The 26,810-nt window shown below is 37.4% G+C and carries 20 protein-coding genes; 19 read left to right on the top strand and 1 reads right to left on the bottom strand.

The annotated features are described in order from the left end of the window. Positions 1-721: 721 nt before the first annotated feature. From VK179_21270 to VK179_21190, 17 genes are all read left to right on the top strand, one after another. On the top strand, positions 722-1,834 hold the full coding sequence (locus tag VK179_21270) for a TlpA disulfide reductase family protein (GenBank protein HLO61296.1): 1,113 nt from the start codon (positions 722-724) through the stop codon (positions 1,832-1,834). A 25-nt stretch (positions 1,835-1,859) separates the two neighbouring features. Further along, the gene (locus VK179_21265) at positions 1,860-5,216 is read left to right on the top strand and encodes a hypothetical protein (protein HLO61295.1); all 3,357 of its coding nucleotides are present in this window, start codon (positions 1,860-1,862) and stop codon (positions 5,214-5,216) included. A 172-nt stretch (positions 5,217-5,388) separates the two neighbouring features. After that, positions 5,389-6,753, top strand: a complete 1,365-nt coding sequence (locus tag VK179_21260) for a hypothetical protein (protein HLO61294.1) — start codon at positions 5,389-5,391, stop codon at positions 6,751-6,753. 123 nt (positions 6,754-6,876) lie between these two features. Next, the gene (locus VK179_21255) at positions 6,877-7,098 is read left to right on the top strand and encodes an SMEK domain-containing protein (GenBank protein ID HLO61293.1); all 222 of its coding nucleotides are present in this window, start codon (positions 6,877-6,879) and stop codon (positions 7,096-7,098) included. Between the two features lie 79 nt (positions 7,099-7,177). Further along, a complete protein-coding gene (locus VK179_21250) occupies positions 7,178-7,453 on the top strand; it encodes a hypothetical protein (GenBank protein ID HLO61292.1) in 276 nt (91 codons plus the stop codon). Positions 7,454-7,493: 40 nt separating this feature from the next. Next, positions 7,494-9,743 (top strand): excinuclease ABC subunit UvrA, encoded by a 2,250-nt coding sequence (locus VK179_21245; protein HLO61291.1) that lies wholly within the window; start codon positions 7,494-7,496, stop codon positions 9,741-9,743. Between the two features lie 51 nt (positions 9,744-9,794). After that, entirely contained in the window at positions 9,795-11,204 is a 1,410-nt protein-coding gene (locus VK179_21240; GenBank protein ID HLO61290.1) for a redoxin family protein, read from the top strand. 192 nt (positions 11,205-11,396) lie between these two features. Continuing rightward, entirely contained in the window at positions 11,397-12,050 is a 654-nt protein-coding gene (locus VK179_21235) for an outer membrane beta-barrel protein (protein HLO61289.1), read from the top strand. 118 nt (positions 12,051-12,168) lie between these two features. Next, complete coding sequence (locus tag VK179_21230) at positions 12,169-12,549, top strand: hypothetical protein (protein HLO61288.1); 381 nt, start codon at positions 12,169-12,171, stop codon at positions 12,547-12,549. Between the two features lie 157 nt (positions 12,550-12,706). Further along, complete coding sequence (locus VK179_21225; GenBank protein ID HLO61287.1) at positions 12,707-13,033, top strand: hypothetical protein; 327 nt, start codon at positions 12,707-12,709, stop codon at positions 13,031-13,033. A gap of 95 nt (positions 13,034-13,128) precedes the next feature. Continuing rightward, positions 13,129-13,422 (top strand): DUF1330 domain-containing protein, encoded by a 294-nt coding sequence (locus VK179_21220; protein ID HLO61286.1) that lies wholly within the window; start codon positions 13,129-13,131, stop codon positions 13,420-13,422. 124 nt (positions 13,423-13,546) lie between these two features. Then, positions 13,547-14,095: a cupin domain-containing protein gene (locus VK179_21215; protein HLO61285.1), complete on the top strand. Its 549-nt coding sequence runs from the start codon at positions 13,547-13,549 to the stop codon at positions 14,093-14,095. 39 nt (positions 14,096-14,134) lie between these two features. Then, positions 14,135-14,881, top strand: a complete 747-nt coding sequence (locus VK179_21210) for an MBL fold metallo-hydrolase (GenBank protein ID HLO61284.1) — start codon at positions 14,135-14,137, stop codon at positions 14,879-14,881. An 830-nt stretch (positions 14,882-15,711) separates the two neighbouring features. Continuing rightward, a complete protein-coding gene (locus tag VK179_21205; protein HLO61283.1) occupies positions 15,712-16,185 on the top strand; it encodes a hypothetical protein in 474 nt (157 codons plus the stop codon). Between the two features lie 94 nt (positions 16,186-16,279). Beyond that, positions 16,280-17,023: an NAD(+)--rifampin ADP-ribosyltransferase gene (gene arr, locus VK179_21200; GenBank protein HLO61282.1), complete on the top strand. Its 744-nt coding sequence runs from the start codon at positions 16,280-16,282 to the stop codon at positions 17,021-17,023. Between the two features lie 291 nt (positions 17,024-17,314). Then, entirely contained in the window at positions 17,315-19,726 is a 2,412-nt protein-coding gene (locus tag VK179_21195) for an ABC transporter permease (GenBank protein ID HLO61281.1), read from the top strand. Positions 19,727-19,827: 101 nt separating this feature from the next. Then, a complete protein-coding gene (locus VK179_21190; GenBank protein ID HLO61280.1) occupies positions 19,828-21,189 on the top strand; it encodes a hypothetical protein in 1,362 nt (453 codons plus the stop codon). A 248-nt stretch (positions 21,190-21,437) separates the two neighbouring features. Here VK179_21190 and VK179_21185 read toward each other — a convergent pair whose 3' ends face one another. Next, the gene (locus VK179_21185; GenBank protein HLO61279.1) at positions 21,438-24,965 is read right to left on the bottom strand and encodes a CotH kinase family protein; all 3,528 of its coding nucleotides are present in this window, start codon (positions 24,963-24,965) and stop codon (positions 21,438-21,440) included. Positions 24,966-25,152: 187 nt separating this feature from the next. Between VK179_21185 and VK179_21180 the strand changes: the two genes are divergently transcribed. Both VK179_21180 and VK179_21175 read left to right on the top strand, forming a co-directional pair. After that, positions 25,153-25,998, top strand: a complete 846-nt coding sequence (locus tag VK179_21180) for an outer membrane beta-barrel protein (protein ID HLO61278.1) — start codon at positions 25,153-25,155, stop codon at positions 25,996-25,998. Positions 25,999-26,000: 2 nt separating this feature from the next. Beyond that, positions 26,001-26,801: a hypothetical protein gene (locus VK179_21175; protein HLO61277.1), complete on the top strand. Its 801-nt coding sequence runs from the start codon at positions 26,001-26,003 to the stop codon at positions 26,799-26,801. Positions 26,802-26,810: the final 9 nt, after the last annotated feature.

Raw genomic sequence — 26,810 nt, 5'->3', positions numbered from 1 at the left:
AGAAGCTTTTGGACTGCCGCAGGCAGTCATTCATGACATTCGTTTTAATTTTTTATTCGTCTTCAATTCGTGCATTCAGAGTTAATTTTTCTTCGTGTTCTTCGTGCTCTTGGTGTTCTTAGTGTTAAAACTCAAGCGCCGTCGGCGCCCAAAATTTTAACCACGAAGCACACTAAGTGAAATCGTCACGAAGATCACTAAGCTTAACTCGGCCATCAATTCCTAGTGTTCTTCGTGTTATAAGAACCCTGGTAGAAGCTTTTGGACTGCCGCAGGCAGTCATTCATGACATTCGTTTTAATTTTTTATTCGTCTTCAATTCGTGCATTCGTGGTTATTTTTTCTTCGTGTTCTTCGTGCTCTTGGTGTTCTTCGTGTTAAAACCCAAGCGCTTTGTGTTTTCATGCCTTCGTGCCTTCGTGGCCGTTCTTCTTAGTGTTCTTTGTGAAGCCTTCGTGTTCTTCGTGTTTTAAATAAAAGACGCCGTCAGGCGTCAAAAATATTCTTCGTGTCTTCGTGCCTTAGTGGTTAAAAAAATCGAGTTTAATTTTTGGCCATATCCCAAATCTTTTCTATATTTCGGAAAACCACGCAACAAACTGCCAGTCAATTCTGTGCGGGTGATAGGGCATAAGAGATAGAGGTAACCGATGTGACTGACGGTCGCCGTGCGCACCCTGAGGTGAACTAAACACCGCAAACCAAAACCCTATATATTCTCATGAAATGGCCTTCCCTTTTCATTCTGACTGTTTCTTCCCTGTTATTTATTTCCTGTAATCGTCCTGAAGGATATAAAGTCACAGCCGAGCTAACCGGCTTCCCGGACAGTACCCAATTTTACCTGAACAGTTCCACAACCGAAGAAAACTTTGACAGTGCCATCATGGTTCATGACAAAGTTGTGTTCCAGGGTAAATTAGAGGATCCCCCCGATTTTATATGGATGACCGCAGTAGTGAATAAAGAATTGCATTACTGTTTCTTCTGGTTAGAAAATGATGTGGTCAACATAAATGGCGACATAAAGGATCTCCCTTGGAGTATTAAAATCAGTGGCAGTAAAATACAGGAAGAACAAAAGGATCTTGAAAAAATAATTAATCCAATTGCAAGGCTGCGCGATTCCCTGGCGCAGGCATTTTTCAATTTATCACCCGAGTTGCAGGAAAAACAAGGCAAAGAAGCCTGGGCCAGGATTGACAAACTGGATTCATTAACCCGGGATGCAAGGATTACTTTTATTAAATCCCATACAAATACATACACGGCAGTTCTCGATCTTACCTACTATTTGCAATACTTACCAAAAGATACTATCCAGGCTTTATACAATAAATTAAATCCTGAAATCAAAGCAAGCCGTTATGCCAAAAAAATAGAGATATTTCTCACTGAAAAGATATCGGAAATAGGAGATCCGTACCATGATTTTGAAGCTTTCGATAAGGATGGCAAACTTGTAAAACTATCCTCTTTTACAGGCAAGTATATTTTACTTGATTTTACCAGTGCCAATTGCGGTCCCTGTGTTCAGTCCGCCGGAGAACTCCGAAAAATCCACAACACATACAGCGATTCGTTAGTAATTGTCAGCTTTTCCGCTGATCCGAAAAAAGAAATATGGTTAAACTCCCTAACCCGCGACACCGTCACCTGGACCAGCCTCTGGGATGGCAAAGGAACCTTCAGCGAAACTTACATCAAATACGGAATTAATGGCATTCCCACATTTTTTCTCATAGATCCGAAAGGGAAAATAATAGATAAATGGGTGGGGTATGGGAAAGGGTCATTGGAGAGTAAATTGGAGATTACAAATATCGTTATATGATGAAAATCTATTAAAAAAGTAGAATATGTTTGAGAAACTCAAATCATACGTACTTTATATATTTGTAATATTAGTTATTATAGGCTTTTTCCTACCAGGAATTATAGAAATTATTCCAACATCGTGGTTTCCAAAAAAGTCAAAAATAGATTTTTATAAGTTCATTGAAAATAGCAATATACAAGTCTCACAGGATAGTGCTTTATTTAAATTACGTGTTGAAGGAAATGAGATATTAATCGTTTTGGAAAGTAAGAAATACAACATCAATATACTGTGTGAAGCAATCGATAGCATGGACGTCGACGAGAGGATACTCAAGAATATGGCTGCTGTTTTGATACCATTTTTAAATGTTACTACCGAAGATTGCAAAGTTGATAATTACATCTTTCTTAATTCCTTTACGAATAAATTCAAAAGTTTTCTACCCAGTAATTCCTATATTGATTTCATGAATGGATTTATTGACTATTGTACCAATAATGACCTATTTTTTTTGGTTGAACCTTTAGAAATCAATAAGAGCTGGTATTATTATAATATTGGTGATTATACTGAGGTGTATGAACTTAATCACCAATATTCGCAATTCTGGTTAAATTATGAGTTTTATCAGATTCATTATTTAAACACACTTTGGCAAATTGGACATTTTTCGGAGTTACAGGCACTTCTAAAAAATGATGTGATCCTTAAGGACTTAAAAGAAGAATACAATAAAAAGATAGACAATCTGATACAGGCCAATTCCACCTATCAAAGTCCTGACCTTTCTGGTGCCAAAAAGATTTCAATATTTATACTACTTATCATCCTATTCCTAATACTTGCTTTCAGGATATCAGAGATTTTTAGCTATTTCAAAATATTTTATTTCTATAAATATCCAGATCTTAAAAAAAGAGAGCAATTATATCAAAAGTTATATGCTTCGAAGGAAACTGATCTTGCCTGTCCTATTTGCGGTATTGGCATAAACCATGCAGATAAAATCTCCGGTCAGCATGGTCATAAAGATTTCTATGTTTGTCCAAGTCACCAAGAAATACTGGTCCCTGTCCATACTTGTGCAATTTGCGGGATAGCCTTAGATGAGTATAATAATTGTAAGGTTTGCGGCTTTAACCAGAAGGGAGAACTTACGTGGATTTTTGTTTTTGATTTGTTAACATCATTGCTTTATTGTATATTTTTAACCATAACAATACTTGCTGTTTCCTATCACTTCTTTGCAGATCAATTTCCTTTTGATTTCAGGTTTCTTAAAATATATTGCCAATCTACTTATTTATTATGCCTAATAATAGCTCTATTACCTTTTATATTAAAGGACCTAAATATCAAGAGTCTTAGTAAGTTCTATAAATTCGAGCGATATTATTTTGTTTCACTGGATAAATTTTCGGCACTAGTTATTATTTCCTATTTATTGATCCTTCTGGTTCCGAATAACGCGATGTACAATACCAAATTCTTTATATCCTTCATTGACTTTTTTACAATATTTGTTTTAGGCTATGGCATTTATAAGTTTCTGAGTTATGGCCAGGAACATAAATCATATTATGAAAATTTCATAACAACTGAATTCAAAGGTAGTTTGGTAGTTATTGTAATTACATTTTCAATTAATATATTTAGAAACCTCCCTAATCTTTTTAACAACTGGTCCGGATTACTTAGTGATATTAATAAAATAAGTACTATTAATAGGATAGTTTTTTGTTTGTTTATTCTGATCATCTTGATTAATAGCAGAAAAATATCAAAAAAGGCCGATACATTTGACATGATCAGTATGTTCGTGCAAGACAATGTCAGATCCTTTGTTTACTTCTTTTCTTTCATATTGTTTATTACTATCTTCCTGATGATAAAATGGTTTCTTACAAGGCATTACATAAATATTCATGTTATTTTTATTGAATTGCTTTTATTAGGTTCCTATTATTTCATTATTGCCAGACAAGAAAATAGGATATTAAATTTCCAACAAAAGAGACATAGGTCATTTCTAGCATTTGAACATAACTTGTATATTTTTCTATACACTCTCTTTATATTATTCATTAATCTTACTTCATTTGTTAACACAATCAATTTTAATACAGATATTATCTCGTTAAATGGATTAGTAAAAGCGTTTATTTTAATTAGCAAAAATCAATTAATTGCCTTGAGTGATTTTCATGATAAGGCAAATTCGATATTCTATTGGGCTGGGGCTATTGGTATTTGCGTTATGTTTGTTTTCTTTATATTGATTTACAGAAAGTTTAAAAAACTATATGGATTTGTTCACCCAAAACTATATGTAAATATCAATGAGGCTGAACGTGTCAAATTGCTTTTCAAACATCTTGAATTCTTTGCGAAATACATCAATAAACTGTGTAATAGAATTGAACCTGATATAAGAGAGAATATCGAAATTCGACTTCTTGAACATAAATACCTTATGGACACTTATGATACAAATGATATTGAGTTTAAAAATCATGGCGTAGTTCCAATGGAATCGATCATGAATTCGGATAAGACTGAAGTTATTCAAATAAGATTTAACAATTATTCTAAGAAAATATTCGATTACAAAAAGAACATAAACAATCCGTCAATATTTGACAAGGATGTAAATTTAGAAGACATTGGATTGGCGCCAATCAAAGATTTTAAATTAATAATAATTTGGGAAACAAAGCTCAAAAAGGAGATTTTATTAAAAAACAACAAATACCTGCAGCTTTCTGAAAAAATCTGGTCGAAATCATTGCAACTTTTTTATTGGTCTCTGCAAAGAATATACGATCAGTTAACTTCTGATTATTATATGCAAATCAGTTATACAAAACCTTACTCCATTTCACTTTATAACTACTTTACTATTGTTTATTCCGAATATGCATATTTACCAGCGTCTGTTGAAAAGATCGTGGCAATGAAATGGAATAACAAACATACGGATGACTTTGTGTATATTTATTTCTGTGATAACTATCCTCAGATTAAAACAGCAAGTTACTTGGAACTTTATGAAGACAGAAATATACTATTGGGTAAAAAAATCGAAGAAACTGCTAGTTATCGCAACGCAGTGAGTTCATTGCTCGATGAATTTGACGCTTTTAAAAGTGAAGTTCGTTCATACGGTTATAAATGTGAGTTTTTCCCGATTAATGCAACAATCCAGGTTGAGGATTGTGTACGAACGCCATTTGACGATAATGAGAAAATAAATGCAAATGATAGAATGGTTAAAATAAAAAATAAAACGGAGTATTATCAGGCGAAATTTGTGATTATTGTGGAGAGGCTTTCTTTTGAACAAATTCAAGATTTAGATGAAATTGAAAATCCATATTTTTTTATAGATGATTAAAATGGACATTCGATTAAAGATATTAAGTCAGTTGCAAAGCCTGGAATCCTCAATTATTATAAATGATTACAAACGTTTTGTTCAGATAAGTAATCAGTTAGTTAGTACTAGAAGGAATTTAAACAATATCATACCCAGTATTGGATTACCTTATTTCAAATTCATTAAAGAGTTGGATAAAGTATTATTAAATATTATAAATCAAAAAATAAAAAGACCTGATCTGTCGTTAAAGGAGTATTTAGAAAGTAAAAGTGAAGGAATTCTATTCTTCAATGATCTTTTGGATTTAAAAAGAATTGTTGAAAAATCACCTATCCGTATAGTTCCTCGGCCACCTAAACCACATTCCAATTGGTTATTTCTGAAAAAGGTGATGATCTTTTCTTTCTTTATAATAATATTCTACTCAAGTATTCAATTGGTTTTATACTATTTAAACTATAACAACCAGTCTGAGGATAAGGTGTTAAACATCAAAGGTATGAGTAATTTTAGCATACATTTTTTATACACACCTAAAATTGTAAAGGATGGATCTCTATTAGTTTCAATAGAAAAGAATGCTGTGTTAGACAGCGCAAATAACGTGTCCATAACATTCATTTCTGAAGGTAAAAATCTCGAGTTCTCCTATCATAAGCTTATATATCAGACTATCAAAGCCAACATATTTGAAATACCTTTTAAGGCAATAAGATCCAACACCAAGACATATCCCTGCAAAGTCCGGTTACAAGTTGATAATACCATCCTTGAACATAAATTTGTTCTGCTTCTATCATTTTTCTTAAATCCTGTATTTTATTGGCTTGCCATTATAGCACTAATTATTTTAATTCTATTCATAAAAAAAGCACCAAAAATGTCAATATTCTCTGGAAAGCCCGAATGTAAAAAGTTTTTTACATATGAAACACGGATGCTCGATATAAAAGGACTCAAGGCTACCTTGGGCCCTGAGCGAATGAATCAATTCGATTTCGGTATCGGAGAGGTTTCAATAAAACCTCAATTTGTCGAAGCAACAGAAAAACTGAAAGAGTTGGATTTTCTGCAGTTCTCAATCTGTTCAAACATTAAGCAGCTAAGTGATAATGATCCAGCTAAGTCGCAGTTTATTAGGCAACTAATAAAGACTCAAATTGATATGTTAAAAATTGCACAAAACCCACAAAAATTGGGCGAGAGGATTGATGAGTATGAAAGAACATTGCAGCCTAATATTAATAAGAGTGAGGAGAACGTCACAGCCTCTGATATTCCGGAAACATACCTAAATAATGATAAACAAAGTAACGAGCGAATTCTCCAAAATAAAAATAAAATACTACATAATAATGTTACTGCTGTAGCGAGAATGGGACAACTTGAGATAAAAATCAGTGAGAATGAAGATTTACTAAAAGACTGGGAGGAAAAAAGAGATTTAGCAGAGAATCCATCTGAGAGACGTCGTTGTGAAATTGAGATTAAAAAAATAAAAGAAATAATTAAAGGATATCAGGATGAGTATAATGAACTAAAAGATATCTAATAAAGTATTCAGGATAATAATGACCGCTTCAAATGTCTGATTTTTCAGACCCATGTTTACTAGTGCACAAACCAAAATTTGCATAAGAGTGCAACTTTTTTTAACTCTTAAAACATGTGCTTTATGAATGGTCAAATTTATTTATGGGAAATTACCAGATATTTAGCATGGTCTACATCGCAAGTAAGAATAGAAAATAAGAATGGTAATTTTGATATAAACAAATATGCGGAAGGCTTTCTTATTCCAATTCTTAACGAAATTTATAAAAAGAGTTTTGAAAGACTAGAGTTTATTAAACAAAACTACCCTGCAATGGACCTTGGAAGTAAGGATCATCAATGATCCATGTATCGCCCCTGATGAGAGTTTTAATATTTGCGGCTGGCAGGGCTGATGGAAAAGGATAAAGTGATTTATACTGGTGAAAGAAAAACATTTGGAAAACCTGGCAGGAACACAAATTGGAATGATTGCTCCTAACCCTGAATTCAAAACAATTACAGGAAAACAATCAAATATTAAAGATCTCTCTGAAAAGCCCATATTAATTGTAAATATTGCAGGCTGTACACCACGAACCTATGTTGAATATAAAAACATAGTTCAGGTAACGGTTCTGAAAGATAAAAATTCAATGGCATTATATGGAGAAAATGCGAGGAATGGAGAGCATTATATTTATCCTAACTGCAACTAATAATGATCACTTTATCACATCCATCTAACTTGAATTGGAAATGAGTTCCATAGTAATTCAGAACGCACATACAAACAATTTAAAAAATATCTCAGTTGAGATTCCGAAGAACAAATTGGTTGTGTTTACTGGTATTTCAGGTTCAGGAAAATCGTCTCTGCTTTTTGATACCATTTATACAGAGGCACAACGGCAATTGATCGAAACCTTCTCCACCTTCGCCCGCACCCGTATGCCTAAGCTTTCCCGCCCCGATGTGGACGATATATTTAACCTTTCCACAGCAATGGTCATAGACCAGAAAAGGATGGGAAGTAATTTGCGCAGCACCGTGGGAACCGCCACAGAAGTGAACACTTATCTGCGATTGCTGTATTCCCGGGTTGGGAAACCTTTTATTGGTCCCTCATTTTATTTTTCTTTTAACCACCCCGAAGGGATATGTCCACATTGCAAAGGACTGGGAAAACAAATTAAAATTGACTTAAATCTTTTTATTGATAAAACGAAATCGCTGGCTGAAGGTGCAATAACCCATCCCCATTATAAACCCGGTGGGTTTTTATGGAAAGAACTTATTGCTTCCGACATTTTTGATAATCATAAAAAACTGGCTGACTTTACAGAGGAAGAATTAACCAGGCTGTTGTATTCTGAGCCTTTCCCGATAAAAGATGCAAAGCAAAAGTTGTCGTACAACCGTAAATTCGAGGGATTGGCAAGAAAGCTTGAGAATGCCGTATCCGGCAGGGCTGAAGATGAAGCGGAAGAAGATGATAAGAATGCCTATTCACGGTACTTTATATATTCGAATTGTACTGAATGCAATGCTACCCGGTTAAACAAAAGAGCGGAATCTGTCAAAATCAAAAATACTTCTATCGGGCAGCTATGCCAGATGGAACTTCCGGAAGTGCTGGCTTTCATTGAAGATATCCATGATGAACTTGCCGTGCCCATAATCCGGAAAGCCAAAAACATATTGCATCAGCTAATTGAAATAGGTGTGGGTTACTTATCATTGGACCGCCCCGTTTCAACGCTTTCGGGAGGTGAGTCGCAAAGGGTCAAAATGGCCAGGCAACTGGACTGTAACCTCGTTGATTTGTTGTATGTGCTTGACGAGCCTTCAATCGGACTGCATCCCCGCGATACCCGGAAATTGCTCGGCATACTCCACAAGCTCAGGGATATGGGGAACAGTGTTTTTGTAGTTGAACACGACCCCGATATCATCAAAGCGGCAGAATGGATTGTTGATATCGGACCGAAAGCAGGAGCGATGGGTGGTGAGGTCATCTACAATGGTGTGTTTGAGAATTTCAAAAACTCACCAAGCATCACCAGTAAATACCTTTTCAATTCGCCAAAACCCCGATATGCGAGAAAAAAGGCACATGACTTTTATACGATTCATAATGCCAGTGTCAATAACCTTAAAAATGTAACCGTAAAAATCCCCAAAGGAATATTAACCTGTATTACAGGCGTTGCAGGAAGCGGCAAGAGTAGTCTGATTTACGATTGCTTTGCCAAAGAGCATCCTGAAGCAATTGTTATTGATCAATCATCGATAGGCCGGTCATCGAGGGCAAACTCCATGACCTATATCGGGGCTTTCGACCTTATCCGGAAAGAGTTTGCGAAACATACCCGTTCCGATGCATCGTTGTTCAGCTTTAACTCAAAGGGAGCCTGCCCCAAATGCAACGGCCAGGGTACTCTGTCGTTTGAAATGTTTTTTCTCGATTCGGTTAAGACAATTTGCGATGAATGCGAAGGAAAAAGGTATCATTCTGAAATACTGGAATTGAAATACAATGAGAAAAGCATAGCGGATGTGTTGGATATGACCGTACAGGAGGCCATGAATTTCTTTGAGGATAATAAGATACTGAAGATGTTGAAAACTCTTGACGATGTAGGGCTTGGCTATTTAAAACTGGGACAATCGACAAGTACTTTATCGGGTGGTGAATCGCAGAGGTTAAAGATAGCCTCGGAACTGCATAAGGAAAGCAATATCTATGTGATGGACGAACCGACAACCGGCCTGCATTTGTCGGATATTGATAATTTTTACAGAATCATTAAGTCATTGGCAGATAACAATAATACAGTTGTGATCATTGAGCATAATCTTGACATTATTAAATACGCCGACTGGGTAATCGATATGGGACCCGAAGGAGGAAAAAAGGGGGGAGAAATAATATTTGCAGGCGTGCCGGAAGATTTGGTTAATTGTGAAAAGTCATATACCGGCAGATGTTTAAAGGAGGTAATATAAGCTTCCCAGCCTTCATATGGTCATTCTTACATACGCTTAAATAATAGAAGAATGAAAAATCACGTATGGGAGCTAATTTTCCTGACTATGGGTTTGACTGCCACTGCCCAGAATGATATCATATTGACAACTGATAAAATATGCGGCGATAAAATCATACCTAATCGATTTGTCACTTCATTCGAAAAAAATAATGAGGCACTCGATTCCTTTTCATTTAATAAAGAAATATACTCTGATCCATCCTTGTTCAGGCTTGAGTTGTTGACTGTATCAAAAAAAGATATATATATTTATGGATTGGGTACAGTAAAAGATTCAATGTGCTTGTTTTTTCTAGATTCAAATAATGATAGGATTTTCAGTAATGATGAAATTGCAATTATCCCAATAAATAAAGAAAATGCAAAACCCAACTATATTACATGCAAGTATGATGGTGGCACAACTTGCATCCAATTACTATCTGCCAATACCGATAAAGACAAAAATTTAATTGATATTGATTTTAAAATTTGCGAGTACCGGATAGCAAAGATCACTCAGAATCAACAAATCTATACTATAAGAATTGAATCCAGGACAGGAATTGACTATTCAAATCCCTATTTTACTCTCGAAGATACTTTAAATAGAAATAGATTAAATATAAATGAATATCTGTGTATAAGGAATAGCAGATATCTGATCAAAGGCTCGAATGTTACAGGGGATACAATAGTACTGGAACAAGTTCCGGATAATATCCCATTAACAAGCACCCAGATAGGATATAAGGCTCCCGAGCTTGTGGGTGAAAGAATTGATGGGGACCGAATAAATCTGAAAGACTACATTGGCAAGTTTGTTTTATTGGACTTCTGGTATCTTGGTTGTGGTGCCTGTTTATCAGAGATGGAATATACAATGAAAGACATATATGATTTATATGGTGGTGAGAAATTTGATATTCTTGGCGTGAATGTTAAAGACAATGGCAAGGAAGTTTCTGATTTTATAAAAAAGAAAAATTACTCATGGTCGCAAATGTTAGCATCCCTTGATGGGGATTATGTTGCAAAGTACAATGTTTTCGCTTTTCCGACCTATTTTTTAATTGATCCGAATGGTATTGTTATTGAAAATGATTTTGGAGGATTAGCAACTTTACCATATATATTAAATGAATATTTACCTGACAATTATTTGGTCAATAAATTACTATTGAAAAAGACCAAGTTTAATTACAATGGATACCTTGATTCAAAATATTCATTACTGGTTATAAAACCTGTAAATGGAAAAAAGAAGAGCTATATACTGTTGAAATATAATAATGAGTGGCAATATTCATTGGACTTACCAAACGGAGAATATTTATACTATTACTATTTTGATGGTAAAAAAGAAATTGACCCGGCCAATCCAAATATGAAAGAAGAGAATGGTCAATTCTATTCGATATTGGAGGTGAAAGAATAATGAGGTCGTTTGAGTGGAGGATTTAAGATTATAAATTGTTTAATCATTATAATTCTCCTGAAAGCATCGCTTTCAGCTCATTCGTGTTCATTCGCTTTTAATTTAAATTTTCGTCTTTAATTCGTGCATTCGTGGTTATTTTTTGCAATATCTTATTTAATTATTCACAGTTAGTTCTTAAATTCCCTTCCTATGAAAAGAGTTACCTTAACCTCCGCACTATTCCTTGTCTTCTTAAATTTGTATGCACAGGATCATAAAATTTCAATAGGAATAAATGGTTCTCTAGGAGGAAATAAATATTTTAAAGAAACTGGTTTTGATTATGAATATAAAACCAGGCTGACAACTTCCCTGGGGATTGACTTTCACTATCAGTTTAACCACTTATTTTTAGGTAGTGGATTAGGATATGGGACTCAGGGGTATCAATTAAAATACAATTACCTGATTGAGGATCCGGGAGATCCGGCTATACCCAGGCAAAGTGATTTAAAGGTTTCTTATATAAGTATACCGGTAAGATTTGGTATACAATTAATTCACAAAAACAGATTGATGTTTTATCCTTCAGTTGGTCTGGATCTTACTATTCAAACAAAATGTGAAGAAAATACAGTCTTTGAGGACAATTCCGAACATAAATCAAAATTTCTCATTCAGAACCTGCATCAATCCCAGGTTATAGCTCAATTGGATCTTGGAACAGGTTATCAATTAAGTGAAAGATGTATAATACGCGTCACTCCTTTCATTGGTAAAGGTTTAAGTGTATTGGATTATAAATCGATGAAAACCGGACAATTATCGTATGGTTGCCGATTTGGAGTTTATTTTATTTTATAGATGTAACCTACCCGTTTAGGTTCGAAACGAAGCAGATCTGAAATTGTTTTTATATAACTTTATCATCATGTTTTCTACACTTTGAACTCCTTAAACCAACCTCTTAAACCTCATAACCATGAAAACGGCAAGAGTTATAAAAATCCTTTTTATCCTTTTTGTTTCTGGTATTTTCTTTATTGTAGTGTGTTTTGTCGGAATATACTTTTGGATAAGATCTGATGTGAATAAATATTGCGACTATGCAAAAAGCCATTATCCCGGAGACAACGTAGAGGCTCTCATCGCTGAATTGAAATCACAAAACTCCAGCCTCGAAGAGAAAAATCATGTTATATGGACTCTCGAATATGTCGGCGATGACAGAGCATTAAGTACATTAAAATCATTGCAAACCGGAACACCTTGTGATCACAGTAAATACGTCTGTCAACGCGAATTGTTAAGAGCAATCGGCAATATAGAGGGTACAAATACTGCGCTGATACGATTTAAGTAAAAGGTCGTTAAAAACAGAAATTCTGCCACTTCAAGTACGCTAAGAACCAGAGTTAATAGTAGCTAACACTAAATGAAATGACCATGTTTCTATGAAGATCCCTGGTGAAATTCTCATTCTTAAATCACCCCAAAAAATTAAACCAATTGTTTACATAATGAAAGCTATATTTTTTATTATCGCGATTGTCCTGGTCAGTGCATCGTTACCCTGCCAGGGACAGAATCAGGACATTAGAAAAATGATCTCCCTGATCGATTCTATTTCAAGTGTGAAAAAAATGGATCTTGGAATCGTTCATTTTCATCGTATAAGTTCAAATGGAGAAAGTTCAAGTACTGAAAGTTTTGTGTTATCAAAAAAACAACCATTTAAATTTGAAGGGCAATTCCTTGTCATGGGTGGAAGCTATTTTAATTTGGAAAAGCTGTTGTTCTTTTTTATCAGGGAAGATTATATTGATTTTTACTTCCAGGGATATTAGTTTTTATGTAAAAAGAAGTAAGCAAACGATTTAAAGACATTAATTAAAGCTTACTTTAGATCTTTCATAACATAAAAATTTATCATTGGTCCCAAATGAGCTACTATTTTATTGCCAACATTCGAATTCATGACAGAGAGGAATATGACAAATACCTCGAAAAAGCGGATGAGGTATTTGGTAACTACAACGGAGAATATTTAGTGGCGGATGATCACCCTGAAATCTTAGAAGGCACATGGGGGTACACACGAACCATTATTATCGAATTTAAATCAAAACGCGATTTTGAAGCGTGGTACAATTCTTTGGAATACCAGGAGATATTGCAGCACCGGTTACACGCTTCACACTGTGACACCATCCTGGCTAAAGGATTTGTGAGATAAAAAAAGATAAAAATTCAAAACTATTCCGTCTTTTAATTGCTTATACCATTAGTTCGGCTTTTTGCAATTGCCGGTCTTGAAACAGGGCTGAACGACTCTTGATTAAGGACTGAAAACGAGCTATATGGCAAAGCTGGGTGATAAAATTACAAACATACGGACAGGGCAAAAAATGATTTTCCTTCAAACAGGAAAGGAGACAAATGGTCGACTTCTCGAAATTGAGTCTTTCAATCCTAAATCGGAGATGAGAGAACCCATTCATATTCATCCATACCAGGTAAGCTCTGCAAAAGTTATTTCCGGAAAACTTCATTTCCTGGTTAATGGTAAGGAACAAATCATAGGTCCCGGTGAAGAAATTACCATTCCTTCCGGTGTCGCACATTGTTTTTGGAATGAAGACGACATAGAGGCACATTCTGTTCAACAGTTTTCTCCTGCGCTTCACATTGACGAGTTTTTTGAATCCTATTTCGAAATGGCCAAAGATGATAAACTGAATGAAAAAGGAATGCCTCCATTTTTGCAACTACCTCTGATGGGATTAAAACATAAGAACGAAATAAGGGTAATTAGTCCCCCCTGGGCTGTACAACTTTTGACATATTGGATACTTGCCCCAATTAGTTTTTTAATGGGTTACAGGGCTAATTACTATTCAAAAAAATAAATCACCAACTTGCACTTATAAAACAGCAGTCATTGAATAATGAAATCCTGGTTTACATCTCAGGGTAATCAAATCATTCGCCTGATCGGCGGAAGGAGTAATGTTTTTTTGCTTAAAAACGATAAGTCAACCATCCTGGTGGACACCAGTCCGGGATTCCTGTGGCCGACACTTGTAAACAGACTCGGCAGACTGGGCATCGAAAAAATCGACTTGCTGATTCTCACCCATTCCCATTTTGATCATGCTGCCAATGCGGCAAGGATTAAGGCCAATTACGGTGCAAAGGTGATCATTCATCACTCTGAAAAAGATTACCTGGCAGCCGGCGACAATATCCTTCCTACAGGCACCAACCGTTTCAGTAAATTTCTTGTAAAAACGTTTGCCGCTAAATTCAGATCAATTGCTTTATATCAACCCTGCAAACCCGATCTGACCGCAAATGAATTCTTTGACCTTTCTTCATACGGGTTCAGCGCCTATATCATGCATACTTCGGGGCACACAACAGGATCGGTATCCGTTATTATCGATAATGAAATAACTCTTGCAGGTGATACGGTTTTCGGTATATTTCCATGGACAGCATTCCCTCCCTTTGCAGCTGATACGGGCGAACTGATTTCAAGCTGGGAAAAACTTCTCAATACCACATCCTGCAGGCTGTTTATTCCCTCACACGGAATGGCGATAAAAAGGGATCTTCTTCAAAAAGATCTCGAAAAACGCAGGATAAAATATACGGCGAAAATAACCACGAATGCACGAATTAAAGACTATTAAATTAATTAGAACGAATTTCACGGTCATATTTTTGGATTTTCAACTGATTGTGCATACTATTTCGCCCTTTCAGGGCTGAATGTCAAATCAACACTTAAAACACAGGGTTGAAACCCTGTGCTGGTATTTTTCACCCTTTCAGGGTGATTCGCGAAAACTGCCACTGACTGTAATTTGATATGCGAAAACAGCCTCTGACTGTAATTTGATACACAAAAACAGCCTCACTTTAATCTGATTCGGGAAAAGGATTTTTAAGGGTAATTCGTGTTTCACAATAACCCTTTTAGAGTTGAATCAATTGTTCTGATTTTAAATTACAAATAGCCCTGAAAGGGCGACCTAACCCAGCACAGGGTGCACAACCCTGTGTATAATGATCATTGTTTTTAATCTGCCCTGAAAGGGCGAAAGAAAATTCGTATTAAATTCATGCATTCGTGCTTATTTGTAACAAACATTTAGTAAATGAGGATCCTTTTTGTACTAATTACGCTTTGTTTTATCCTGCATAACCCTGCCGGCTGGCAACAATCGGATTGAAATTTTTGGTCGCATTACAATTGAATTCATTATTGATTCAAACGGCAAAATGAAGGACATTAAAATTATCCATCCTGACCAGATTCAGGTTCAAAATGAAGTAATCAGGGTCTTGAAAATGATGCCTGATTGGAAGCCTGGAAAATGTAATGGGCATCCGGTGAATGTTAAAATTGTAATACCAATTCACATAAGTCTGCAATAGAAGTTATTGGTTTAGGATGTGGATTTTCATATGATTTTGCATCCAATAATAAACGAGGTACTCACAATCTAAATTGAAACCAATGGAATTACACGTTGACTTATTGAAAAATGGCGCGAAATCGATACCCATGATCATACTGGGACTGGCCGCCTTTGGCTTTCTGGCTTTTATCCTTATATACAGCCATTATGTACGTACCAACCATTACGCACCGGTATTTGATGATATGCAATATACCATTTTGATATTAACCGGAGTATTTTTCACCTATGCAGGTTTCGGTTGGTCTTTCTTAAAATTATTTGGAAAGGCATTCGTAATAATAGATAAAGAAAAGATAGTTATTAAAACTACCGTTTTTGGCAAAGAAACCAAAGTGAAATGGAATGATGTAAAATCTATCCAATTCGATTCGGATCAAAATCTTTTAATTGATAATGATTATGAATCTCAATTCATCGATCTTTCAAGATTAAATTATGATTTAGTAAAAGAGATGAAGAAAGTTATGTACGGCATCGCCGCTGAAAGAGGTTTATCAAACCCTGTATGACTATTTCGCCTTTTCACCCCTGTAAGAGCGAAAGAAAATTGAACCTTGTGATGCTTTTCAATGTTTAAGGCGGAAAAGATTAAAAACCATTACAATGGAATTCAGCCCGGATAACCACATAGTGAAACTCTGCATCCAGGGGATGGTACTTGAAGAAAAAGGTAATCCTGAAAAAGCTTCTGAAATCTTCCTCCAGGCCTGGAACGATGCGATTGATGATTTTGAAAAATTCCTGGCGGCATATTTTGTTGCCAGAAATCAAAAAGATATTCAGGATAAATTAAAATGGCTGCTAACCGATTTGCAGCTTGCACTGAAAATTAATAATGATGCCGTCATCCCGGCATTTCCTGTTCTATATTCAACCATCGCCAAATGCTATGAAGAAATTGGAGATATGGATAATGGAAAAAAGAATTACTCGCAAGCTCATTTATTTCCTGAAAAGCCTTCAGATAAAGGGCCCTTTTTTCATGGTACCAAAGCGGATTTGCATAATGGGGATTTGCTGACTCCGGGAGGAAGATCAAACTACCAGTCCGATTTGATCATGAATCACATCTACTTCACTGCAATGGTTAATGGTGCGGGACTAGCCGCATCCTTAGCCCAGGGGGACGGACCTGAAAGGGTTTACGTAGTTGAACCCACAGGCGATTTTGAAAATGATCCGAATGTCACCAATAAAAGGTTCCCGGGGAATCCTACACGCTCCTACCGGACAAAGTCGCCTTTAAAGATTATCGGAGAAATAGCGGATTGGAATAAATTAACTCCCGATGACATTGAAAAATGGAAAGTAAAACTCGCCAATTCAAAGGGAGAGATAATAAATTGATATTAGTTATACCCCGAACCACTGATTCGACTGATAGGACTAATTAACACTTGAAAACGAATTTCAGTCATGAAGCATACGTTACACTCATGCATGGTTTAAATATTATATCATCTGATTTTGTCAAATGATTGTACAATTTGTAAAATAATTGTACTCTCTTAAAACCTATTTAACTCGTATATATTTGATTTTATGGCGGTAGCGTTTATGGCATCTAAATTGAAAGGTTATTAAGCAGTTTCTCAAAGGCAATCCTTTTCTAAGAAAAAACCTATTTAATCCCACCAGATGCTATACGATATTATCAGGTACGCCTTACGCAATTTAATTAAAAACAGAGTCATTTCTGTTTTTAATATTGCGGGATTAACACTGGCCATATCCTCCATTCTGTTTTTATTTCTCTACCTGGAAAATGAATTATCATTTGACCGGTTTGAAAAAGATTATCGCACAATTTATAATGTTTATTTTGATGAGTATGTAGAGGGTGTGAGGGATCGGTATGTTCAGGCACCTGTTGCACTTGGCAACAGTTTACTTGAAGATTACCCGGAAGTTGAAGCCATGACAAGGACTCAATACATGCCCAAAAGCATTATTAAAAACGATCAGGGTATTGAATTCATGGATAATGTGATTTCTGCCGATTCATCCTTTCTGAGAATGTTCAACGTAGATCTGATAACAGGGGATATCTCAAAAATGCTGACTGCACCCAACCAGGTTTGCATAAGTACGATGTGTGCAAAGAAATACTTTTCAGACAGGAACCCGGTTGGTAAAACCCTGGTTATAAATGATAAAAAATATGAGGTGCAGGGAGTTTTTAGTAATTATCCCTCAAATTCACACCTTACTTTCGATCTGATTGGCTCCCTGGTGACATTTACTAAAGACTATGATGCGCATTACTGGGATGGATATATGTATAGTACTTATATTAAACTTCACAAAAATGTCCATTCCGCAGAATTTGAAAAAAAACTGCCTTCTTTAATAATGAACCGCCTCGGACCGTTTGCGGCAGAACACTTTAATCTTGATCTGAAGGAATGGTTCGGCAGAGGGAATAGAATTGATCTGAAATTAATTCCGATATCTAAAATTCACCTTTATGCTAATAATATAGCCGGATTTGAAAATCAAAACAGCATCAGTGATGTGATCGTAATATTTGTTGCTGTTTTTTTGATCCTATTCATTGCCTGCTTCAATTTTGTAAATTTTAATATATGCCTGTTCCGGAACAGCTGTAAGACCACAGGCATAAAGAAAATTTGCGGTTCCGGTAAATTTCCGATAATATTTCAGTCGTTTATTGAAGCATTTATAATATTTATCCTTTCATCGATGCTTGCTTACTTTGTATTTTTTACGCTTCATCCTGTTATTTTTGATTTCTTTAAACCCTCAATATTATCTGCAAATAGTATCACCGGTACAATTCCCCATGTTGTCATTCTGGCGGTTTTAATCAGTTTTATATGCGGATGTCTGCCTTTAATTAAAACCATGAAAAGAACGCCTTCTTTCCTGATAAAAAGCAATTTACGGTATTCAAAAAAGATGATGACGGTGAGTCAGTTGCTTTTTAGTCTTCAGTTTCTGATTGCAACCATTATTTTTATATTCTTTTTGGTTATTGTCAACCAGGTAAACCTGATAACTACCCGCCATCTTGGCTTTGATAAAGAAAATGTGGTAATTATTCACCTGAATAACCGGGATAGAAGTAAAGCGACAATATTAGCCGATGAGATAAGAAAGCTGCAAAATATTAAAGCAGTTTCAGTGTCCAATACTTACCCGGGAGGGGGACTTCCTACCAAATATCTTCAACTGAAAGATTCCTCGGGAATTACTTCCTACTCTCCCCAGTATTTTTGCTGTGATATTGAAATGATGAAGGTTCTTCAGTTCAAAATAATTAAAGGAGAATTTTTCTCAAAAAACAGTCCCCAAAATTCAATCCTACTCAATGAAACGGCTCTAAAAACATTTGGTATTAAAGAAAACCCGATTGGAAAGATTTTCACTCACTCTTCAGATACAGATTTTTACACCGTTATAGGTACCATTAAAGATTTCAATTTCCGGTCGTTACACAGGCCTGTCGAACCTCTTTGCATTTATACAGGCATTGATCATTCCAATTCGATGGATGCAAGTACTATTCTAATTAAGTTTGCAAGGCGCGAAAAGCAGTTAATAAATGATATCAAATTGAAATGGAACTCTGTTTATCCTGATTGTTATTTTGATTATTCATTTCTGGATGACGAAATCACTGCTTTATACGAGAAAGAAATGTTGATTAAAAAGATAATTCCCATATTCATGGTTATCGCATTCATAATCTCAATAATCGGGCTAATCGGGATTACCTTTATTAATTTGAGTGAAAAAATTAAAGAGATCGGGATTCGTAAGGTAAATGGCGCAAAAGTGATTCACATTCTCATAATCCTCAATAAAGACTTCATAAAGTGGATCGTTTTGGCAATTATTGTTGCGTGCCCTGTTGCCTGGTACAGTATGCATCTGTGGCTTCAGACATTTGCTTATAAAACTCCGTTAAGCTGGTGGATTTTTCTTGTATCCGGTGCAGTGGCCATGATCGTTTCATTACTTACCGTGAGTTTACAAAGCCTGAAGGTCGCCACTAAAAACCCTGTTGAGGCTCTCAGATATGAGTAAAAAAAATTGATCAGAGAGAACCAAACAAATTGCAGATTTTATTATGAACTTGAAAATCAAATTAAAATATTTCTTAACTTTAATTGAATCTAGTTCATTCAATGCATACGATTCAGAAAATTTTATCCGGTTTGCTGGTCATTCTCTTAATAAGCCAGTGCAAAAAAGACGATCTGAATTCCATAAATATCAGGGACAATAATTTTCTGAATGCACTGATCCAAAAAGGAGTTGACACCGATGGTAATGGTGTCATAAGCCCGGATGAAGCTGAAACTGTTAAAGTGCTTGATATCAGCGGCAAAGCCATTTCAAATTTATCAGGAATTGAATCCTTTGTCAACCTTGAATCCCTTAATTGCTTTTTCAACAGTCTGACCTCTCTTGTTTTAACGGAAAATAAAGGCCTGGTCTATCTGAATTGCGGGCAAAATAACCTGGGATCCCTCGATATTTCAGGTCTCACCTCATTGGAAACCTTGTATTGTTCTACAAATAATTTAGATCATCTCGATGTTTCAACAAATACCTCTCTTAAACGAATTATTTGCGGTCAGAACAAATTAACCTCCCTTGATATTTCTGCAAACACAGCCCTTATCACCCTGAATTGTAATTATAACCTGATAACTGATCTTAATGCGTCCGGCAAATCATACCTGGATACGCTTGATATCGGAAATAACCAGGTGGCTACACTTAATATTTCAGGTGACGGCGCATTGTTATATTTGAATTGCTGGAGCAATCAGCTTTCTGAACTTGACCTTTCAGACTGTCCTTTACTTAAGACGCTGATTACCTCGTGGAACTGGAGTCTGAATGCCCTCGATGTTGCAAAGAATCTTATGCTTGAAACATTATATTGTAGTGAACAAGGGCTGACCACCCTGGATGTTTCAAACCATTATCTTTTAACGGATTTGCAATGCTCCAACTCTAGTTCAATTGAAAAAATATATCTTGAAGGTGACACATCAATACTATATCTGGACTGCAATTCACAGAAAATAACCAACCTGGATGTAACAAACTGCCCCCATTTACAATACCTGATTTGCAACGGACTTCAAATGCAGGCACTTGATCTTACCTGGAATACGGAATTATTAGCATTCCGATGCGATTATAGCAATCTGACCAGCCTGGATCTTTCAAAAAACACAGAATTAACTATGCTTGCCTGCAGTAACTGCCAGTTAAATACCCTGGATCTTTCGCAAAATACCAAATTAGGAGTTCTTTATTGCGGATCGAATCCTTTAACCAGTCTCGACCTTAGCCATAATACCAGCCTGGTAAGTTTAACCAATCCGACCCCAAATTACATCACTTTGTCTCTCAATGATATGCCATTGCTTTACAAGGTCTGTGTCTTTACGATGCCATCTGCGGCTTCTGAACAAGCATTAGATATTACAGGAAGTCCAAACCTTTATTTTTCTACCGATTGCAGTCTGTAAAAACCTCTGCACCGATAGGGTATAGGATCTATTCCGGAATGTACACCTCAATAGAATCGGTCCCACCTAAACATATTGTTACTGAACCATTGACGGTATAAGTTTTTTCCTCCTCTTCCCTCGCAGAGGATAGCAAAATGATGAGCAAAATCACAATCAACAGGCGGTCGATTGCGAGTAGGATTTTCATTTCAGGGTTTTACGAATAGATGCTTTGAAATATAAAATTCCATACTCAAATTCAAAAATTATTTGATCTTCACCATCTTTTTTGTTTGCGCTACTCCATTGCCGGATAAACGCAATGTGTACACTCCTTCGCTCACGTTGTCTCCTGTCCAGTCAATCCAATATGAACCCGGTGAAAGTGTTTCTTCTGTCAGAACCTTGACAATCCTTCCCTGCATATCCATTACCTCCAGCCTGTAACTTCCGGCGGCAGCAACACTAAAGCTAATTGTAGTGTAATCCCGGAACGGATTCGGGAAACAGTCCATCTGAACCTGCAGTTCCTGAATATCTCCCTTTCCTGTCGGTATGGACACCGAATTTTCAGTACCCGGCGTGCCTCCGATAAGGCCTGACAGCCAGCTGCCGGCCAGTTCATTATCAAGTGAAGGATTTAACAATTCAATTGTTTTGCCCGTTCCATTTGCATCTACAGGCCAGGGAGCTGTCACACCATAATTAACTTTGTCAACCAGGTTGAATTCATTATCAAAGAGTCTCACAATCTCCCCTTCACCACTCAGTTTAAAGCTTAAATTTCCTGTTGCATTGGATACGTTGGGATAAAAAGTTTTGAAATCTTCAAGATTCCTGCAAATCACCAGGTAACTGCCCGGTGTAAGTATGGTACCGGTCGTAAACACATACCCTGAATCAATTTCATTGTCGGTTAAAATCCATTCCCCCAAATCAACCGAAGAGGCGCCGTTATTATAAATTTCAACCCAGTCCTTCGCATCGGTTGCCGGCGATGAGGTGTAGTTAATTTCATTAATCACTATCAGCTTCTCTTCCTCCGTGTCTTCTTCAAACACGGCATTAAAAGTTCCTGCTGCGGCCATATTATAAGTCACAGAAGGTTCTGTGCTGTTAATGGTTCCTTCCCATTTCACGAAACGGTAACCCGGCCGCGGCACTGCCGTCATCTGTATGGGAAGGTTCTTGAAATAAATACCTGTAAAAGGATAAACGGACGGGCAAATTGTATTTATTTTAACAACTCCCTCATCACTGCCTGAAACATTCACTGTTATGGACAGTCCTGATCCCAGGCTAAACCGTGTTCTCAGAAAATCCCTGCAATAGGTTGGCCTGTATTGGCCAAACGTTTTGCGATTACTGATCCGGCCCAGCCATTCATCATAGTTTCCCCACCAGCGACCGAAGTTATACACGATCTCATGATCGTAAAGGTTCTGTAGCGAATCGAGATCGGAATTAACCCTGGAAGAGCTGAAATCGAGATTCAACCTGTCGCAAAACTGGTTTATGAAATTGTTTCTGAAATTCAGGTTGGTGACCATTCGTCGCAGAATGAGCGTTGCCCATGGCGGATTAGGCCAATCGGGACCATACGCTTCAAGAGCAAAGTCGAGGCTGTTGAGTTTATAATCATTTACATCCCATATCCCGAAACCGAAATCGGTATCAAAAAGAATCCACCGCCATTTGCTTCCAGGCGAATTAGTATTCCAGAATTTTATATTATTTCCCGGCCAGTCCCGATTGTTCAGGTAGATCTGGGTAAGCTCATACTGTATGAAATTATCAATATCGATTGAATTCCTGGCTTTTTCATAGTCGGCATCATTCTGCAATGTCGTTTTCTGGTTGAGATAATTAATAAGCTCCTGGTAACCCTCGTTGGTTCCGTCCAGCACATCCCCGCCAAACTGTAGCAGGTTAACAGAGTCGGCGTTCACCTGATGGTTTTCTGCAATATAGTTATTTGAAACTTTCTCCCGGATATTCAAAAGTCCCCAGTATTGGCCATTGATATAAACAGCCGCCGGTTGAAAAGCCTGCCTGTCCACGTCCATTTTTCTTGTCAAACCGGTCATAAAGCAATCATGGAACTGAAGACCCATATTATCATTTCCTGAATTCCGCAGTATAAGCGATTCAAATTTGTCGATTGGTTTATCTTCAAAGAACTTATATTCGAATGAACCTTTGCCGTAAGTTTTCCGGGCATAAAGAGCCAGTGATTTCTGATCCGCAGCTCTTGACCAGGCCCCGAAAATTTTCATACCCGCATCCTGGTCCACTTTTTTTACTCCCTGCACATCATATAACTCCATGTGAACAGGGCGTTCCCAGTCTTTCCAGAAATTTGCATTGAAATAGGGATAGTCGCCCCGTGGAGCAGTGCCAAAAGCATAAATTCCGTAGTTCTCATTCCACAGGTTTTCAGGGTTGGTTGAAAGACATACAAAGGGTATATCGTGAGTCCGGGAACCTACATAAGTAGATGATTTTACCGGCCCCGGAAGTTTTCCTGTCCTGATCGTTCTTGCTCTTATGATCCTGTCAGTAGCAATAGTTAGTTGACCCTTATATAAATAATCGCTTTTATCAGGTATTGTGCCGTCCATAGTATAATATACCGAATCCGCAGGATCAGCGGAAGACATAGTGATTACTGCCGAGGTTCGGAATTTTCCGCCAGACGGGCTCAGGGTAACTGCCGACGAAGGCTCCAGTCCTGAACCCGCAGGTGTATTGGCTCTGCCCGGAGTCGGATATCCGAAGAAACACCACGAAGGGCTCCCATCCGGCATACGGCCTCTTGAAACATCGGATGGCATAGCAATGTGTGCTGCAGAATCAACAAGGGCTCCTGACTTATTGAATAAGAATATACTTTCGGAACCTGCATCGATTTTGAAATTTGTGTGTAGCAATCCACCCGCAAAGCTGAGGAAAGGTGACACATAACCCGCTTCGCCGTTAAACCGGCCGATTGTAAGAAAGGGTATGGCCGACAGGTCAGATGAACCTACAGTGTTGTTGTGCACCTGGATGGCAATAACGTTGGTGCCAACCTGCAGCACTCCGGCGATATCCTCCACATCATAATACTCGGGAGTTCCGCTCAAGTACATGGCGGCCTCGCGGGAATTGGTGGCCGGCATGTCAAAAGGAACATTCTGTAGCGGTGTACCCAGGTTTGACCTTGCTATTTCATGGCCGTTAATGTAGGCAACAAAACCATCATCGTAATCGATACTCAGGATAACTCTTCCGATATCCGCCATGCTTGAAATTGTAAACTCCTTGCGGATAAAAATGCTGAAGCTGGATGACGATATCAGTGTAGTGTCATCCCCATCGGCATATCCGAAACTACTGTTCCCGACTGACCATGAACTGTCATCAAAACCGTTATTCAGCCAGGCGGTACCCATATCAGATTGAGGCACAATATAATGCCAGGGCGTACCGATATCAATAACCGTTTCGAAATTCATCCAGAGCGCTTTCCTGTCTTTTCCGGAAGCAAAAACTTTGACATACTGATGCGCAGGAAGAGTCATGGCCGGGAAAGTCCATCTTGCCGGTACCGCAAGATCATCAGTCAGGCTGTAACCGGTCATATTCACCGGGTTGTCGCTGCTGTTATAAAATTCTATCCAATCGGAATATTCCTGGTCCTCGTCCAGCAATCCCGAAGTATTGGATGTGAGGTATTCATTAATAAGAACCTGGGGAAGGGCGGCAACAGGACATAGGAAAAGAAGGCAGAGTAAAAGATATAATCGATGCATGAACAGGTTTTAAAAATCTAATATTAGTAAAATTCTGAATGCGCGATACTGTATACGGATTTTTGGGGCGAGGGTTGGTGAATAGCCCCCGGCCTTAAGGCCGGGGCTATTAAAAAAAGGGTTAAATTCATTCGTAATGGTCATATTCTGTGAGATTTGAAGTAACTTTGATAATACACACCTGATTATGGTCCGAATTTGTCTCATAGTATCTCTTATTTTATCATCCGGATTAAGTTATTCCCAGCATTTCTACCTGAAACCTCATCTGAGGTATCATACACCTCTTACATATCAGAAAGCCCCGGAGTTCTTTACCGCCAACATGTTTATATTAACTGGATCGGATGTTTACTATACCAGTGTCATAACGGAAAACAAGAAATTCTCCCTGGCAAAGGGAACGTCTTATGGAGCAGATATCGGATTCAGGATTAACGAACATATTGCGATAGAATTAGGATTTGATTATTTCAGGAATAACCACCAGTTAAAATCGGACAGCGTTTCACCCAATTACCCGCTCGGAAGCACAGCCTGGCAACTGCGTGTCTTAAATGCAATACCTGCATTGGTTCTGTCGCAGCCAATTGGAAAAAACTTCGCGTTTTCTGCAAAAGCCGGTTTTGTTGCAGGAGTTACCTCCCTGGGTAAGTCGATTATATTCGAAGAAAAACGACGCACATTCATGTTTAACAAAAGCCTTGATTTTGGCTATACTTTTGGTGCCGAAATCGAATACAGGCTGTTGAATCATGTAGGCGTCTCCATTGAGGCAGGTGTGGAAAATATTTTCTATAAACCGCGGAAAGCCATCCTTAAAGAAGATAATTTTTCATACTGGGATATGGATGAATTACCCCGTTACCTTAAAAGTATTGTGTATAAACGAAAAATCGACAATGAACAAGTCTATTATGATAATATGAATGATACTTACTATACCAATTACTACAAACCACTGATGCGTCTGAAAGAAACCCTGAAGCTGAACAGCATGTATGGCGGAATTAACATCAACTATTCGTTCTGATCATGAAGAGGTTTTTGAACATAGTGCTTTTTTTTATGGCAACTGCCGGTGCAAAGGGCCAATTCTATGCTCAATTTACTTCGGGTTATTCTTTTTCGACCAATCCTTCAGTCCAACAAAACCGTGAAGTAACTGACAACCTCATAAGCATGTATAGGATCAGGTTTTCATATGGAAAGGGCCTTTACTTAAATCTTTCAGCCGGGTACAGGCTCGATGAACATCTCTCAGCCGAATTCCTGGCTTCAACAGCCCTTTTCACCACATCGCATTCCGATCATAACTGGAAACAATTTTTTGAGCAGGAATACAGCAGACTTCATCTTACCGGCCTTAACGGTGACGCCCGCATGCGGAATGCTTCGGTACAACTGAGCCCCATGTTTGTATATAGTATCAAAGCCGGAAAATGGACACCCTATATAAAAGCCGGCGTCAATTTACTTTTTGTGAAAACCATTTATACAAACTTTTATACATACAAATACACCAACGAGAATCTTGAAGAGTATCTTGAGAATACGTCGTTGAAAAGAATTTATACAGGAAACTGGAATGCAGGGTTCCGGGGCGCTATCGGAATCATGTACCCCATAAAAGATCATGTTTTATTTACAGCCGAATTCATGGCGGTTAACACATCATACCGGTATAAGGAATCGAAAACCGTAAAATTCGATGTGGATGGCGTGGATAAGCTTTCAACTTTAACTGACAACCCCCACATTTTAAGGGGAGATGACGGCACTGTGGATTACAGCCATATCGGCGTTAATGCAGGAATAAGGTGGATAATAAAATGACCTGACCGG

It is taken from the genome of Bacteroidales bacterium, assembly GCA_035299085.1.
Taxonomy (GTDB): Bacteria; Bacteroidota; Bacteroidia; order Bacteroidales; family UBA10428; genus UBA5072.
Note: the sequence above shows the minus strand (reverse complement) of the source record. Positions and strands in the feature narration are given on the sequence as shown.

What these genes read in the sequence shown, in the direction of transcription:
- VK179_21190 (HLO61280.1), top strand. Translation starts at nt 19,828, where the DNA reads ATGCATACGATTCAGAAAATTTTATCCGGTTTGCTGGTCATTCTCTTA.
- VK179_21240 (HLO61290.1), top strand. Translation starts at nt 9,795, where the DNA reads ATGAAAAATCACGTATGGGAGCTAATTTTCCTGACTATGGGTTTGACT.
- VK179_21235 (HLO61289.1), top strand. Translation starts at nt 11,397, where the DNA reads ATGAAAAGAGTTACCTTAACCTCCGCACTATTCCTTGTCTTCTTAAAT.
- VK179_21185 (HLO61279.1), bottom strand. Translation starts at nt 24,965, where the DNA reads ATGCATCGATTATATCTTTTACTCTGCCTTCTTTTCCTATGTCCTGTT.
- VK179_21175 (HLO61277.1), top strand. Translation starts at nt 26,001, where the DNA reads ATGAAGAGGTTTTTGAACATAGTGCTTTTTTTTATGGCAACTGCCGGT.
- VK179_21220 (HLO61286.1), top strand. Translation starts at nt 13,129, where the DNA reads ATGAGCTACTATTTTATTGCCAACATTCGAATTCATGACAGAGAGGAA.
- VK179_21230 (HLO61288.1), top strand. Translation starts at nt 12,169, where the DNA reads ATGAAAACGGCAAGAGTTATAAAAATCCTTTTTATCCTTTTTGTTTCT.
- VK179_21245 (HLO61291.1), top strand. Translation starts at nt 7,494, where the DNA reads ATGAGTTCCATAGTAATTCAGAACGCACATACAAACAATTTAAAAAAT.
- VK179_21215 (HLO61285.1), top strand. Translation starts at nt 13,547, where the DNA reads ATGGCAAAGCTGGGTGATAAAATTACAAACATACGGACAGGGCAAAAA.
- VK179_21225 (HLO61287.1), top strand. Translation starts at nt 12,707, where the DNA reads ATGAAAGCTATATTTTTTATTATCGCGATTGTCCTGGTCAGTGCATCG.
- VK179_21265 (HLO61295.1), top strand. Translation starts at nt 1,860, where the DNA reads ATGTTTGAGAAACTCAAATCATACGTACTTTATATATTTGTAATATTA.
- VK179_21255 (HLO61293.1), top strand. Translation starts at nt 6,877, where the DNA reads ATGAATGGTCAAATTTATTTATGGGAAATTACCAGATATTTAGCATGG.
- VK179_21270 (HLO61296.1), top strand. Translation starts at nt 722, where the DNA reads ATGAAATGGCCTTCCCTTTTCATTCTGACTGTTTCTTCCCTGTTATTT.
- VK179_21210 (HLO61284.1), top strand. Translation starts at nt 14,135, where the DNA reads ATGAAATCCTGGTTTACATCTCAGGGTAATCAAATCATTCGCCTGATC.
- VK179_21180 (HLO61278.1), top strand. Translation starts at nt 25,153, where the DNA reads ATGGTCCGAATTTGTCTCATAGTATCTCTTATTTTATCATCCGGATTA.
- VK179_21205 (HLO61283.1), top strand. Translation starts at nt 15,712, where the DNA reads ATGGAATTACACGTTGACTTATTGAAAAATGGCGCGAAATCGATACCC.
- VK179_21195 (HLO61281.1), top strand. Translation starts at nt 17,315, where the DNA reads ATGCTATACGATATTATCAGGTACGCCTTACGCAATTTAATTAAAAAC.
- arr (HLO61282.1), top strand. Translation starts at nt 16,280, where the DNA reads ATGGAATTCAGCCCGGATAACCACATAGTGAAACTCTGCATCCAGGGG.